Origin of the sequence: Flintibacter muris (genome assembly GCF_943192995.1) — a bacterium.
In the GTDB taxonomy this organism is placed as follows: domain Bacteria; phylum Bacillota; class Clostridia; order Oscillospirales; family Oscillospiraceae; genus Lawsonibacter; species Lawsonibacter muris.
The window spans coordinates 1-13,417 of the sequence record NZ_CALPCP010000009.1 but is presented as its reverse complement, the minus strand read 5'-3'; the positions used below and the strand labels follow the sequence as shown (position 1 = coordinate 13,417).

The following is a 13,417-nucleotide window of genomic DNA, read 5'->3' as shown; positions in this document are numbered from 1 at the left end:
TTGGAACACCTCATTGAACTGAAAAACGTCTACAAAATATACCAGATGGGCTCGGAGACGGTCCACGCTCTGGACGGGGTGGACCTGACCATTGACCAGGGGGAGTTTGTGGCCATTGTGGGCTCCTCCGGGTCAGGAAAGTCCACCGCCATGAACATTATCGGCTGTCTGGACGTGCCCACCTCGGGCACCTACCATCTGGGGGGCGTGGACGTGTCCACCATGGATGACGACCAGCAGGCGGAGATCCGCAACAAAATGCTGGGCTTCATCTTTCAGCAGTACAACCTGATCCCAAAGCTCACCGTGCTGGAGAATGTGGAGCTGCCCCTGCTCTACGCCGGGGTGCCCGGCGAGGAGCGCCGGGAGCGGGCCCTGCGTTCCCTGGAGCGGGTGGGCCTGCGGGACAAGGGGAAAAACCTGCCCTCCCAGCTGTCCGGCGGACAGCAGCAGCGGGTGTCCATCGCCCGGGCCCTGGCCGGAGACCCCAGCCTGATTTTGGCCGACGAGCCCACCGGCGCCTTGGATTCCCGCACAGGCCGGGAGGTGCTGGGCTTTCTCAAGCAGCTGCACCGGGAGGGAAATACGGTGGTCCTCATCACCCACGACAACTCTATCGCCGTGAAGGCGGACCGGATCGTCCGCCTTCAGGACGGCAAAATCATCTACGACGGGGATTCCCGCGACCCCAGGGCGGTAGTCCAGCCCCACGACGAGGAAGAGGAGGTGGGCGCATGAACTTTACCCAGTCCTTCCGCCTGGCCATCAAGTCGCTGACCACCAGCAAAATGCGGGCCATTCTTACCATGCTGGGCATCATTATCGGCGTGGGGGCGGTCATCGTCATCCTGTCCCTGGGCAACGGCCTGACCGGCATGGTCCAGCAGCAGGTGGATAAGCTGGGCATCAACATGATCCAGGCCCAGTTCTTCGGCGGCACGGCGGATAGGCTGCCCGGCCCGGAGGATATGTATGACATGGTGGAGGCAAACGCGGACATTCTCACCGGCGTATCCCCCTATCTGGGGGTCAATGCCGTGGTCCGTCACGGCAGCGACAAATTCGACCGTACCAACCTCTACGGCGTCAGCGAGGTCATGTACAACGCCGCCACCGGCTACACCATCGACGGCGAGCAGCTGGCTAAGGGCCGCTTCGTCAGCTACATGGACGTGGAGCGGCGGGGAAACATCTGCATCATCGGGGCCTATCTGGAACAGGAAGCCTTTGACGGAGACGCCCTGGGGAAACAGCTTTCCATCAACGGCCGGCCCCTCACGGTGGTGGGGGTGCTCAAGCGCAACGCCGAGCTGGAGATGCTCCCCGGCAGCCAGGACGATCAGATCTACATCCCCTACACCACCGCCCTGGAGATTATGGGCAGCCGGTGGGTCAATTTGTACATCTTCACCAGCACCTCCGGCGAGACCGCCGACGCCGGCAAAAGGATTATCGAGGCCTATCTCAACGACTTTTTCCGTACCGAAGACGGCATGTGGGATTACTTCTACATCACCACCATGGCGGAGCAGGCCAACCAGATCAACGCCATGATGGGGGTTGCCATGGGGGTGCTGGTGGCAATCGCCGCCATCTCCCTGCTGGTGGGCGGAATCGGGATTATGAACATCATGCTGGTGTCGGTCACCGAGCGCACCCGGGAGATCGGCGTGCGCAAGTCCCTGGGGGCCAAGCGGAAGGACATCCGCAGCCAGTTCGTCATTGAGGCGGGCACCACCTCCGCCATAGGCGGGCTTTTAGGCATTGCCTTTGGCTGTCTGCTGGCCAAGGCCCTGGAGGCTTTGCTGGGCGGTATGCTGGTGGCCAGCCTGGGCACCAGCGGTATCACCTTCAACGCCACCCCCACCCTGGGGGCCATTGGATTGAGCTTTGGCGTGTCGGTGGGTATCGGCATTTTGTTCGGCTACCTGCCCGCCAATAAAGCGGCCAAATTGAACCCCATTGACGCTTTAAGATACGATTGAGCCCTCGTGTCCCCCGCAGGGAAAAGCCTCCCTTCGCAAAGGGAGGTGGCGCCGCCGAAGGCGGTGACGGAGGGTTTTCCCCAACAAAAACACAGCTGTCTCTTGTGGAAAACCCCCATCTGGCTTCGCAGAGAGCCCCCTTTGCGAAGGGGGCCTCCCCTCTCGGCGGGGACAAGAGAGATTTTTTGAAAGGAATGGGAATTATGAGAAAAAGACGCTTTTCTGCCGCCCTTCTGGCGGCCTGTCTGACCCTGGCGCTGGTCCTGCCCGCCTCGGCGGCGGGGGCGGCGCCCTCCCTGGAGGACGCCGCCCAGGCGGTGACCGCCCTGGGCATCATGAACGGGGACGGGAGCGGGAATCTGAACCTGTCCGCCAAGGTGAGCCGGGCGGAGTTTGTCACCATGCTGGTAAAGGCCGCCCCCGGCGGGGACGGAGTGGGCCAGGCGGCCACCTCCCCCTACCCGGACGTCCCCCGCAGCCACTGGGCCAGCGGCTATGTGGAGGCGGCAGTGACCCGCGGGCTGGCCTCCGGGTTCAGTGACGGCACCTTCCGCCCCGATCAGGAGATCAAGCTGGCTGAGGCGGCATCTATGGTGCTTACGCTGCTGGGCTACGGGCCGGATGACTTTTCCGGGGCCTTCCCCACCGGCCAGCTGTCCATGTACCACAGCCTGAAGCTGAGCCAGGGGGTGGCGGCCGCCGGGGCCTCCTCCGCGCTCACCCGGCAGGACGCGGTCTATCTGTTTTACAATCTCCTCTCCGCCAAAACCAAAGAGGGCGCGCCCTATATCCAGCTGCTGGGCCACAGCCTGGACGCCTCGGGCAAGCCGGACGTGGTATCCCTGGTCAACGGCCAGATGGAGGGGCCGGTAGTGGCCCAGGGCTCCAGCTGGCAGTCCTCCCTGGGGTTCACACCCGGCAAGGTGTACCGCAACGGCAGCGCCGCCCTGCTGACCAGTATCCAGGATTATGATGTGATCTACTGGAACCGGTCTATGGGCACCCTCTGGGCCTACGCCAAAAAGGCCACCGGGATGATCCAGGCCATTGAGCCCTCCGGAGCAGAGCCCACCGCCGTGACGGTGGCGGGCAGAACCTATCAAATTGAGAGCTCCTCCGCCGCCTACGCCCTGTCCGACCTGGGGCAGTACCGCCTGGGGAGTACGGTTACCCTTCTGCTGGGCCGAAGCGGCGGCGTGGCCGCGGTGGCTGACGTCTCCGCCAGCGCCGGCGAGCAGGTGGGCGTGGTGACCGCGGTGGAAACTGCCTCCTACCCTGACGGCAGCGGCGGAACCTATACCACTCAGACCGTAACTCTCCTGGCCGCCGACGGTCAGACCTATCAGTACCCCAGCCGGGGCGGCTACCGGAAGGGCAGCGTTGTCCGGGCGGTGGTGGCCGCCGGCAGCGGCGAGGTCACCCTCCGGGGACTGAGCAACGCCTCCCTGTCCGGCAAGGTGGACAGCGAAGGGGCCAAGCTGGGCAAGTACACCTTTGCCCAGGGGGCGCAAATTCTGGACGTGAGCGAGGACCGGGGGGCGGTGGTCAGCCCCTCCCGCCTGGCCGGGCTGGAGCTGGACAGCGGAAAGGTGAAGTATTACTCCCTCACCCCCCAGGGGGAGATTGAAACCCTCATCCTCAACGACGTCACCGGCGACGCCTATCAGTATGGCATCATTACCCGCTTTGAGGAGGAGGGCGAGGGGATGAGCAAGTACTACGCCTACCAGTACGACGTGGGCGGCGTGAGCTACAGCCTCTCCGGTACCACCCGGTTCCCGGCCACCGCAGGGGCGGTCCGCATCCTGGGCGACCCCGCCAGACCCGAACGGCTGTTTCCCCTCGCCGCTGCGAAGGCGGGGCAGATCACCGGAAACCAGCTGATTTCCGGCAATCAGAAGTACACCCTGTGGGACGACGTGGTTGTCTACGAGTACCGGGACGGCAGATATTATCTGTCCAGCCTGGCCCGGGCGGAAAGCGGCGGCGATATCACCGGCTGGTACGACAAGGCGGAGTCTGAGGGAGGACGAATCCGGATTATCGTAGTGAAATAAGCGTCAGCAGCAAAGAGCGCCCTGTGCCGGTTGGCACAGGGCGCTTCAATATGTCAAAAAACTCGTGCTTGTCCTTTTAGGCTCCCTCCCTGAGGGAGTAAAACGAAAGAATTTTGCAGCTTTTCCTGTGTAAACTCCCTCCGTCACGGCTTCGCCGTGCCACCGCCCTCAAAGAGGGAGGCTTTTTAAGCCTTTGCCCGCTTTTTCAAAACGGCGGCCACCTTTTTTTGGACCGGGAGCTGTTCCCGGCGGGGATAGGCCCGCTGGTAGCGGTCCAGCAGCTGGGCGGCCCGGGGGGAGGACAGCCGGCCGGCAAGCTCCGCCGTCATGCCGTGGACCGCCGTCAGCATCCAGTAGACCGCGTCCTGCCTGTCCTCCCGGGCCTGAGGGGCGAACCAGATGTAGTCCAAAATGTGGGCCGCCTCGTCCGACGGGATGTTTTCCGCCCGCTGGAGCAGCCGCTCCAGATCGCCGGCAAAGCGCTGGTGGCAGGGGTAGTCCCGGGGGCCGCCGCTCAGCCCAAAGGCTCCGGCCCCCAGCCGGCGGTTTTGCTCCAGCTGCTGAAATTCGGCAAAGTATTCCTCATACAGGCGGCGAATCTCCTCCAAAAGCGTCATGGATTACTCCTCCTCCCGCTCCCGGCGGAGCTCTTCCTCCTCCTCCGGGGTAAGCTCCGCCTCCTTCAGGGCCTGCTGATATTCCCCCCAGGTGTAAAAGCCAAAGCCGGCCGACGCCAGGATGAACACCCCGCCCAGCAGCCAGGCCACAAAGGGCGGAAAGGTGGGGTCGCTGCCTCCGCTGCGGATCAGCTGCCAGGCCAGGTAGAGCAGGTAGCCGCATACAATCCCCCGAAACAGGGCCTTGGTATCCGCCTTGTTCTTTCTGACCACATGGTAGTGTTTTTTCTTCCGCTCCATGGGACACGCTCCTTTTATAAATCGGATAACCCTATTGTACCGATTTTAAGGGAAAAAGCAAGGGCAAATCCCCTTTACTTTTCTCTTCTGCTCATATATAATAAGCTGAATCTATAAAATCAGAAAGTGTGGGAAACACATGCTCCAATTTGACGAGTATAAAGTAAAGCTGAACAACCTGGCCCCCGCCCTGAAGGAGCTGGCTCAGGCCCTGGACCTGGAGGGGGCGGAGCGGGAGCTGGATATGCTCCAGGCCGAATCCGCCGCCGACGGCTTTTGGGACAACCTGGCCAAGGCCCAAAAGGTGCAGCAGCGCATTAAAAACCTCCAGGACAAGGTGGACAGCCAGAACAGGCGCCAGCAGCAGTGGGACGATTTAATGGCCCTGTGCGAGATGGGCAACGAGTTTGAGGATGAGTCCCTGATTCCCGAGCTGGAGGAGGGATTTTCCCAGCTGGAGACCAACATGGAGGCCGCCCGCCTGGAGACCCTGCTCACCGGGGAGTACGACCGCTCCAACGTGATCCTCACCATCCATCCCGGCGCAGGGGGGACCGAGGCCCAGGACTGGGCTCAGATGCTCTACCGTATGTACACCCGCTGGACCGAGCGCCGGGGCTTCACCTACCAGATTATGGACTACCAGGAGGGGGACGAGGCGGGCATCAAGTCGGCCACCATTATGATCGAGGGAGACAACGCCTACGGCTATCTGCGGGGGGAGCACGGTGTCCACCGTCTGGTCCGGGTGTCCCCCTTCGACGCCAACGCCCGGCGGCAGACCTCCTTCGCCTCTGTGGAGGTCATGCCCGACCTGCCCGAGGACGTGGAGATCGAAATTCGCCCCGAGGACATTGAGATGCAGGTTTACCGGGCCTCCGGCGCGGGTGGACAGCACGTCAACAAGACCTCCTCCGCCGTGCGCCTGATTCACAAGCCCACCGGCGTGGTGGTGGCCAGCCAGCAAGAGCGCTCCCAGTTCCAGAACAAGGACAACTGTATGAAAATGCTCCGGGCAAAGCTGGTGGAGCTGCAAATGCAGGAAAAGGCGGAGAAAATTTCCGACTTGAAGGGTGTTCAGCTGAAAATTGAGTGGGGCAGCCAGATCCGCTCCTACGTCTTTATGCCCTACCAGATGGTAAAGGACAACCGCACCGCCTTTGAGACCAGCGGCATCAACTCCGTGATGGACGGCGACCTGGACGGCTTTATCAACGCCTACCTCACCGCCGAGGCCACCGGAAACTGGGCGGCCAAATAAAAACGGCCCCGCTGAAACAGATTGCAAAATGTCAGGGCAAAATTACAAATAGTTATAAAAAGTTTTTAATATCCCTATAGCAATTAACAGCTATATACCCAAGATATAGTTTACCCGCCGGGGCATCCCCGGCGGGCTTTTTCATCCTTTCATCTCTAACAGCGTCCGGGCCACGTTGTCCGCCCACAGCCGTCCTCCGGCGATAGCCTCGCTGAGGGTATTGCCGTGGCCGCCCACCTCCACCAGGATGGAGCCGGGGGAGAGCTGCTGGTTATACCGGCTCTTGCGCAGGACGGTGGGGCGCACCAAGCTGGTGTAGCCCTTTACCAGGTTGCGCTGGAGACACAGGGCAAAGGCCATGTTGTCCTTCCAACGGGGATGGCTGGCTCCGCCGGCGTCGGTACCCAGCACGATCATCACCTGGGCCACCTTCTGCCCAGCCTCAACAGACACCATTTTGTACACCTCCCCCTCGCTGCCCACCAGGGCGTCCCGGTGGACGTCCAGCACCACTTTGATGGAGGGGTACTGCTCCAGCCACTGCTCTACCACCGCCTTGGAGCGGTCATAGGCCCCGTTGTAAGCGGGATAGTCGCACAGGGTGGTATCGTGAATTACCTGAAAGCCGTAGGCCCGGAAGACGGTGGCCATCTCCTCTCCCACCCGGACCACGTTGTGGGTGCAGTCGGTGGTGCGGTAGGGGTCGCTCTCCTCATAGGTATCACCGTCGCTCATGGAGTAGGCCTCACTGCCGTGGGTGTGGACAATCAGAATCTGGGGGCCCTCCCCCAGCGTAACATCCACCGTCCCCTCTCCCAGCAGGGAGGAGTCCAGGTCCAGGCCGGTACGGTTGTAGACATACACCCCGCCTTCAGACAGGTATTGAGACCCCTCCTTGCCCTGTCCGGTCATCTCCACAATGCCCTCGCTCTCCCGGGAGGGGCGGAGATCAGGCTGCTCCTCGTCTTCGCTGTCCGGAGGCTCGGGCACCTCCGGCGTATCAGGTGCCGGGTCCTCCCTGCCCGCCCGCAGCTCCATGACCGGCCCCTCCCCCAGCTTTAAAAGGGGGGAGCTGTCCAGCAGAAGGCGGCTCCAGCCTGTCAAACCCTTCTCCCTGCCGGGGAGCTCCCCCAGCTGGGAGGCCATCAGGGAGACTGCCAGAGTTGGCTGCTCCCCCAGCGACCTCAGCCGTCCGCCCATATCTCCCAGGTCCGCCGTCAGGCTCACGCCCCAGGCCGCCACCAGTCCCAGCCCCAGCGCCACCCCCCGGCGCAGGGCCCGTCCAGCCTTGTTCCCCATAGTACCACTCCTTATCCTGTGTAGGAAAAAGACGCGCTTTGCGCATCCGTGTGCGTTCAGTCCAGTCCACTATATGAGGGGCAAAGCGGAAACATGACAGAAAAAGAGCCGCCCTTTGGGCGGCTCTTTCTACATCAACCCCATCTGCTTGAGGGCAAAGATCCACAAAAGCATGCTCAGACAGAAAAACAGGGACGTGGTTACCACAGCCTGGGCTGTCAGCTCATGGTCGCTGTCACAGGCCAGGGCCATGGGGTAGGAGGTGGTGGCGGTGGGCGTACCGGCGCAGATGAGAATGACTGCCAGAGCATCCCCCCGAAAGCCCATCAGGCAGGCCGCTGTGAGCATGACAAGAGGGGTGAGCACCAGGCGATGGACGTTGCAGAAAATAATCCGCCTGATGTTTTTCCGCGCCCCCTCCAGCCGCAGGGAGGCGCCCAGGGCTACCAGGGTCATCACGCTGCCCGCGCTGCCTATATTTTTCACCGCCTGGTCCACCGGCTGCGGCAAACGGATACCCAGTCCCAGGCATACCACCCCAAGAAGGCAGGCCCGAATCAGAGGGTTTTTTAAAATTTGCTTTACCGTCTCATCCGGCCGGGCCTTGCCGCCCCGACAGGATTCCAGCGTAATCACCGCCAGCACGTTATAGGTGGGCACCAGCACCGCCGTGGCAATGGACATGGCCGCCACCCCGGGTCCGCCGCCCATCATGGTTTGGGCCAAAGACACCCCCACCACCGCGATGTTGGAACGGAAGGAGTTCTGGATGTAAGCGCCCCGCGTTCTGCGATCCGGCACCACTCCGCAGAAAAAGGCGTAGTTCACCAAAAACCAGATCAGCACCCCCGCCTCCAGAAACAACAGCAGCTTGGGGGAAAAGGCCCCCTCCATCTTGGCGCTGTAGATGTTGTAAAACAGCTGAAAGGGCAGAAGAAACCGAAAGCATAGCGTGCTCAGCTGCCCGTACAACTCCTCGGGGAACCTGGCGCAGGCCCGAATCAAAATACCCAGGCACATGGTGAGAAGCACCGGGGTAATACAGCGGATGGATACGATAAAATTTTCCACAGGCCCCGCCCTCCCTTTTTTGTGTGTCAGTTCAGTTTATCATATCGCCGCCGGATTCGGAAGGGTTATTTTTCCGGCCTGTCCCACAAATAAATTGATAGTGATTATCAGATTGACCGCCATATTGCAGGGCGGGACGACTCGGCCCGCCGCAGGTTGGCAGTTGCTGCCAACGGCGCGCCGGGGTCGTCGCGCCCTGCAGCAGCAAAATTGATTTCTATGTCTATTTCATCCGTTGAATTGACAATTTTCTCCTTGTCTGATATACTGCTGCTGACAACTGAATAGTGATGATGTCTTCAGGGCAGGGTGAAATTCCCGATCGGCGGTAAAGTCCGCGAGCATGAACATGCTGATTTGGTGCAACTCCAAAACCGACAGTACAGTCTGGATTTGAAGAAGGTGTGTTGAAACGGTCAGGGTCCGCTCTGGCCTCCGCGCTCTTTTTCCATCCCGTGCCGCCCGCTCTGTTGACGTTTTCAATACACCTGATCAATCAACACCTGAAAGGCAGTCCGTCCTGTTCAGGTGTTAATTTTTTCAGGAGGTCTTTATGATGAAGGGAAACACAAGGAAACTTACTACAATCGGCATGCTGTGCGCGCTGGCCTATGGGGCAGCGGCGGTGGGACGCGTCCCCCTGGTTCTGTTTTTGAAATACGACCCCAAGGACAGCGTCATCGCCATCAGCGGTCTGCTCTTTGGGCCGCTTGCCTCGTTCTGGATGGCGGGGGTTGTCTCTCTGATCGAAATGTTCACCCTCAGCGAAACCGGCATACTGGGATTTTTTATGAATGTCATTTCCAGCTGTTCTTTCGCCTGTACCACAGCGCTTGTCCATCAAAAAAAGCGCGGATTTTGTGGCGCTGCGGCCGGGCTTTTGTGTGGGTGGGGCTGTATGGTTTCAGCCATGATGCTTTGGAATTGGCTTCTCACGCCGCTCTATATGGGGGTCCCTAGAGAAGAAGTGGTAAAGCTGCTTCTTCCGGCCTTTCTGCCCTTTAATTTTATCAAAGGGGGACTGAACGCGGCAATTACGATCCTTCTGTACAAACCAGCCCTATCCGCGCTGGGGCGGGCCGCCCAAAATTAGCGCCCGGCAGGCGGGAGTTTTGAAAAAGGATGGACGCGGGGCCAATTTTGTTGTACAATATCAAAACACGAAACAGTGTTGGAAAGGAGGGCGGCGCCCATGTCCCAGACATTTCTTCCCGGCGAGGTTCTGGCCATGACCGCTCAGGCGGCAGACCGGCTGCTGAAGCTGGACAGCGGCGACGCCGCCCTGCTGTATCTCCGGCTGCTCCGCTGCGGGAACACGGAGGGGCTCAAATGGACGGACGCCCGCTTTCAGAGCGCCTTGGAACAGCTGAAAAGCCAGGGGCTGGCCCCGGAGCTCCCCGCCGCCCCCCCAGAGCCCCCCGTCCAGGAGGAGCCGCCCCCGGATTACTCCACCGAGGACATCACCCAGGCCCTGGCAGACAACGCCTCCACCTTCCCCGCCCTGGCGGGCGAGGTGGAACGCCGGCTGGGCAAGCGGCTGTCCACCGCCGATTTAAAGAGCCTGTATACCCTCTACGACCACCTGGCCCTCCCCGCCGAGGTCATCCTTATGCTGGTGGGCTGGTGCATTGAGGAGGTGGCCCGAAAATACGGCCCCGGACGCAAGCCCTTCCTGTCCCAGATTCGGAAGGAGGGCTTCATCTGGGCCCGCCGGGGGGTGGACACCATGGAGCGGGCGGAGGAACACATCGAAAAGCTCACCCGCCTTCGGGGCCGGGAGACCGAGGTGCTCTGCCTGCTGGATATCTCCCCCCGCCCCCTGGTCCAGCGGGAGAAGGACTACATTGCCGCCTGGGATGACATGGGCTTTGAGGATGAGGCCATCCGCATGGCCTATGAGCGGACGGTTTTGAAAAAGCAGTCTATGGACTGGGGCTATATGAACGGGATTTTGCGCCGCTGGCATGAGAAGGGGCTGCACACCGCCGCCGCCGTCCGGGCGGGGGACCGGGACCTCAGGCCCGTCCGGGCCGGGGGAGGGCAGAAGGCAGCGCCCCCTCCCTCCCCTGGCCAGGAGCAGCGGGCCAGGGAGGACATGGAGCGCATGCGCCGCCTGATGGAGCAAATGAAACAGGAGGGATCTTAACGTGCCATACGACGCTAACGTACTGCACCGGGCCGCCCAGCGGCTGGAGGACGAGTCCCGCCGCCGCCGGGAGAGAACCGAGCGCTTGCGGCTGGAAGCCTATGAGCGGGAGCCCCGGCTGGAGCAACTGGACCGCCGCATCCAGGGCACCATGGCCGGCCTGGTGGCCGCCGCCCTCCGCCAGGGGGGCGATCCCGTCCAGGCCGTAAAGGCTGTGCGGGAAGAGAACCAGGACCTGCGGCGGGAGCGGGCTGTCCTGCTGGGGGGGCTTGGCCTGCCCGAAGACGCCCTGGACGACAGGCCCGCCTGTCCCCTGTGCAAAGACCGGGGCTGGCAGGGAGCTAAAATGTGCCGCTGCCTGAAAGAGCTGTGTACCCAGGAGCAGATTAAGGAGCTGTCCAAGCTGCTGGACCTGGGGGAGCAATCCTTCGACACCTTCCGCCTGGACTACTACAGCCAGACCCCCTACCCAGGCAGAGGTACCTCCCCCAGAGGGAATATGGAGCTGGTCTATGATGTCTGCCTGAACTACGCCACCAAGTTTGGCCGCTTCGCCATCAAAAACCTGTTCCTCTCCGGCCCGCCGGGACTGGGAAAAACCTTCCTGTCCGCCTGCATTGCCCGCACCGTATCTGAAAACGGATTTTCTGTGGTGTACGACACGGCGGGGAACATTTTCGCCCAGTTTGAGGCCCGAAAATTCCTCCGGGACAGCCCCGACGGTCTGGACGCCCGGGATGAGACCCGCCGCTACCTCAACTGTGACCTGCTTATCCTGGACGACCTGGGCAGTGAGCTGACCACCCAGTTTACTCAATCCGCCCTGTATGAGCTGGTCAACACCCGGCTGGCAGCGGACCGGCGGACGGTGATTTCCTCCAACCTGTCTATGGAGGAGGCCGCCCAACGCTACGCCCCCCAGATCGTCTCCCGCCTGGACGGGGAGTACCACGTCCTGCATTTCTTCGGGGACGATATCCGGCTGCTGCGGAAAAACCGGATGTGAACCCAGGACGGGCCATAAATTTGAAAATCAAAACGGGTGAGGCAAAAGTGGCCGCTGCCGCCCTGGACCGCCTGGAGAGAAAGCTCGGGGCGCTGTTCACGGTCGTTTTCCGTTCGATCACCGTCGCCGAGTTTGCGGATGTGGAGGGTATGGAACGGTCCTGTCTCCGCCCCAGAGGAAAGACACAACGGTCTATGATTGATTGACAATTTGATTTATTTCTACAATCATGAGCGCATCCAGCTGAAAAGTGGAGAAGCGCCGCTTGCGCGACGCCTCTCCACTTAAAACTTCATACTTCCTACCACAGGGCCTTTTTGCGCTGTCCACACAACCTGGGCGGTACACAGCGAAGGGGGCTGTGCTTCTTCTATTAGTCAGTGACGTAGGGCAGCAGGGCGACCTGGCGGGCACGCTTGATGGCCTCAGTCAGCTGGCGCTGATGCATGGCGCAGGTGCCGGTGGTGCGGCGGGGCAGAATCTTGGCCCGCTCGGATGTGAACCGGCGCAGCTTGGCGGCGTCCTTATAGTCGATCTGCTCCACCTTGTCGGCGCAGAAAGCACAGACCTTGCGGCGCTTACGGCCCCGCATGGGCTTGTTGTCGCGTTCCATAGCCATGGAATTAACCTCCTTTTTACGACCTTAACTGGTCAAAGTCAAAACGGCAGATTGCCGTCGTCAGTTGATAGCTCAGCGAACTGATCGCCGTCCGCGGGGGGAGCGCCATAGCCGCCGAAGGGGTCGGCGGGCGCGGCGGGTGCGGAAGAATAGCTCCCGCCCTGGTGATAGCCGGTGGAATAGCCCCCGCCGTCACCGTCCCGCTTGGAGTCACCAAAGTAGATATTGTCCGCCACTACCTCGGCGGAGCGGCGCTTGCCGCCCTCCTTGTCGGTCCAGTCCCGAATCTGAAGCCGGCCCTCCACCACGGCCATACGGCCCTTGGAAAAATACCGGCTGACAAACTCGGCGGTTTGCCGCCAGGCCACCACATCAATAAAGTCGGTGGCTCGCTCGCCGGTTGACTTGTCCCGAAAATCCCGGTCAACAGCCAGGGAAAAGGATGCCACCGGAGTGCCGGTCTGGGTGCGTCTCAGCTCCGGGTCCCGGGTGAGACGGCCCATAATGAAAATCTTGTTCAGCACTGTTGCTCCCCCTTACTCGTCCTTGCAGACGATCATGGAGCGCATCACGCCGTCGGTGATCCGGAAAATACGGTCCAGCTCAGCGGGGACGGCGGCGGCGGCAGTGAAGGTCATCAGCACGTAGTATCCCTCCATCAGATCGTTGATGGGATAGGCCAGCCGGCGCTTGCCCCACTCGTCGATCTCGGACACAGTGCCGTTCGCCTCCACCACGCCCTTGAACCGCTCAACCAGAGCCTTGATCTGCTCTTCGTTCAGGTCGGGCTTGAGGATATAAATCGCCTCGTAGTTCGCATTGATTTTTGCCATGTTTTGCACCTCCTTATGGACATATGGCCCCCGAAACCCCTCCGGGAGCAAGGATAGCTGCCTCCAGCTGGAGACAGGCTTAATTATTATACCGGAATTTGTTGAAAAGTCAAGTGTTTCTTTGGCAGGCGTTAATATTAGGTTCTTTGGCAGGCGTTAATATTAGGTTACACAAGGTCAAACGACCGAGTGTAACCTAATTTTTTTATACATACGACCGTCA

The 13,417-nt window shown here is 61.0% G+C and carries 15 protein-coding genes and 1 riboswitch; of the genes, 8 read left to right on the top strand and 7 right to left on the bottom strand.

The annotated features are described in order from the left end of the window. From NFS22_RS09370 to NFS22_RS09360, 3 genes are all read left to right on the top strand, one after another. Positions 1–738 carry an ABC transporter ATP-binding protein gene (locus NFS22_RS09370; RefSeq protein WP_277614758.1) on the top strand — a complete coding sequence of 246 codons (738 nt, stop codon included), beginning with the start codon at positions 1–3 and terminating at the stop codon, positions 736–738. Then, entirely contained in the window at positions 735–1,985 is a 1,251-nt protein-coding gene (locus tag NFS22_RS09365) for an ABC transporter permease (RefSeq protein ID WP_251317514.1), read from the top strand. The genes NFS22_RS09370 and NFS22_RS09365 overlap by 4 nt, the downstream gene beginning before the upstream one ends. 203 nt (positions 1,986–2,188) lie before the next feature. Then, complete coding sequence (locus NFS22_RS09360) at positions 2,189–4,042, top strand: S-layer homology domain-containing protein (protein ID WP_251317513.1); 1,854 nt, start codon at positions 2,189–2,191, stop codon at positions 4,040–4,042. A gap of 185 nt (positions 4,043–4,227) precedes the next feature. Here the strand turns inward: NFS22_RS09360 and NFS22_RS09355 are convergent, their stop codons facing one another. Then, positions 4,228–4,659, bottom strand: a complete 432-nt coding sequence (locus NFS22_RS09355; protein WP_251317512.1) for a hypothetical protein — start codon at positions 4,657–4,659, stop codon at positions 4,228–4,230. A 3-nt stretch (positions 4,660–4,662) separates the two neighbouring features. Then, positions 4,663–4,959, bottom strand: coding sequence for a hypothetical protein (locus tag NFS22_RS09350; RefSeq protein WP_251317511.1), 297 nt, complete (start codon positions 4,957–4,959; stop codon positions 4,663–4,665). A gap of 139 nt (positions 4,960–5,098) precedes the next feature. On the opposite strand from NFS22_RS09350, the gene prfB reads away from it, so the two are divergent. Next, on the top strand, positions 5,099–6,220 hold the full coding sequence (gene prfB / locus NFS22_RS09345) for a peptide chain release factor 2 (RefSeq protein WP_251317510.1): 1,122 nt from the start codon (positions 5,099–5,101) through the stop codon (positions 6,218–6,220). A gap of 141 nt (positions 6,221–6,361) precedes the next feature. Here the strand turns inward: prfB and spoIIP are convergent, their stop codons facing one another. Both spoIIP and NFS22_RS09335 read right to left on the bottom strand, forming a co-directional pair. Further along, positions 6,362–7,519 carry a stage II sporulation protein P gene (gene spoIIP, locus NFS22_RS09340; RefSeq protein ID WP_251317509.1) on the bottom strand — a complete coding sequence of 386 codons (1,158 nt, stop codon included), beginning with the start codon at positions 7,517–7,519 and terminating at the stop codon, positions 6,362–6,364. Positions 7,520–7,648: 129 nt separating this feature from the next. Next, complete coding sequence (locus NFS22_RS09335; RefSeq protein WP_251317508.1) at positions 7,649–8,590, bottom strand: AEC family transporter; 942 nt, start codon at positions 8,588–8,590, stop codon at positions 7,649–7,651. 291 nt (positions 8,591–8,881) lie between these two features. Continuing rightward, positions 8,882–8,998: riboswitch (FMN riboswitch) on the top strand. Positions 8,999–9,143: 145 nt separating this feature from the next. On the opposite strand from NFS22_RS09335, the gene NFS22_RS09330 reads away from it, so the two are divergent. The 4 genes from NFS22_RS09330 to NFS22_RS09315 all read left to right on the top strand — a co-directional run bounded on the left by NFS22_RS09330 (position 9,144) and on the right by NFS22_RS09315 (position 11,948). Next, complete coding sequence (locus NFS22_RS09330) at positions 9,144–9,683, top strand: ECF transporter S component (RefSeq protein WP_251317507.1); 540 nt, start codon at positions 9,144–9,146, stop codon at positions 9,681–9,683. 99 nt (positions 9,684–9,782) lie between these two features. Next, on the top strand, positions 9,783–10,736 hold the full coding sequence (locus NFS22_RS09325; protein ID WP_251317505.1) for a DnaD domain protein: 954 nt from the start codon (positions 9,783–9,785) through the stop codon (positions 10,734–10,736). Position 10,737: 1 nt separating this feature from the next. Beyond that, complete coding sequence (locus NFS22_RS09320; RefSeq protein ID WP_251317503.1) at positions 10,738–11,742, top strand: ATP-binding protein; 1,005 nt, start codon at positions 10,738–10,740, stop codon at positions 11,740–11,742. A 20-nt stretch (positions 11,743–11,762) separates the two neighbouring features. After that, the gene (locus NFS22_RS09315; RefSeq protein ID WP_251317502.1) at positions 11,763–11,948 is read left to right on the top strand and encodes a hypothetical protein; all 186 of its coding nucleotides are present in this window, start codon (positions 11,763–11,765) and stop codon (positions 11,946–11,948) included. A gap of 167 nt (positions 11,949–12,115) precedes the next feature. Here the strand turns inward: NFS22_RS09315 and rpsR are convergent, their stop codons facing one another. From rpsR to rpsF, 3 genes are read right to left on the bottom strand one after another with little or no spacing between them, the layout of a single operon-like run. Next, on the bottom strand, positions 12,116–12,355 hold the full coding sequence (gene rpsR, locus NFS22_RS09310; protein WP_420908857.1) for a 30S ribosomal protein S18: 240 nt from the start codon (positions 12,353–12,355) through the stop codon (positions 12,116–12,118). 44 nt (positions 12,356–12,399) lie between these two features. Continuing rightward, positions 12,400–12,885 carry a single-stranded DNA-binding protein gene (locus NFS22_RS09305; protein ID WP_251317499.1) on the bottom strand — a complete coding sequence of 162 codons (486 nt, stop codon included), beginning with the start codon at positions 12,883–12,885 and terminating at the stop codon, positions 12,400–12,402. Between the two features lie 12 nt (positions 12,886–12,897). Continuing rightward, positions 12,898–13,194: a 30S ribosomal protein S6 gene (rpsF, locus tag NFS22_RS09300; RefSeq protein ID WP_251317497.1), complete on the bottom strand. Its 297-nt coding sequence runs from the start codon at positions 13,192–13,194 to the stop codon at positions 12,898–12,900. Positions 13,195–13,417 lie beyond the last annotated feature (223 nt).

Coding starts and splice junctions, on each gene's coding strand:
- NFS22_RS09365 (WP_251317514.1), top strand. CDS start 735: ATGAACTTTACCCAGTCCTTCCGCCTGGCCATCAAGTCGCTGACCACC.
- NFS22_RS09360 (WP_251317513.1), top strand. CDS start 2,189: ATGAGAAAAAGACGCTTTTCTGCCGCCCTTCTGGCGGCCTGTCTGACC.
- NFS22_RS09355 (WP_251317512.1), bottom strand. CDS start 4,659: ATGACGCTTTTGGAGGAGATTCGCCGCCTGTATGAGGAATACTTTGCC.
- NFS22_RS09350 (WP_251317511.1), bottom strand. CDS start 4,959: ATGGAGCGGAAGAAAAAACACTACCATGTGGTCAGAAAGAACAAGGCG.
- prfB (WP_251317510.1), top strand. CDS start 5,099: ATGCTCCAATTTGACGAGTATAAAGTAAAGCTGAACAACCTGGCCCCC.
- spoIIP (WP_251317509.1), bottom strand. CDS start 7,519: ATGGGGAACAAGGCTGGACGGGCCCTGCGCCGGGGGGTGGCGCTGGGG.
- NFS22_RS09330 (WP_251317507.1), top strand. CDS start 9,144: ATGATGAAGGGAAACACAAGGAAACTTACTACAATCGGCATGCTGTGC.
- NFS22_RS09325 (WP_251317505.1), top strand. CDS start 9,783: ATGTCCCAGACATTTCTTCCCGGCGAGGTTCTGGCCATGACCGCTCAG.
- rpsR (WP_420908857.1), bottom strand. CDS start 12,355: ATGGAACGCGACAACAAGCCCATGCGGGGCCGTAAGCGCCGCAAGGTC.
- rpsF (WP_251317497.1), bottom strand. CDS start 13,194: ATGGCAAAAATCAATGCGAACTACGAGGCGATTTATATCCTCAAGCCC.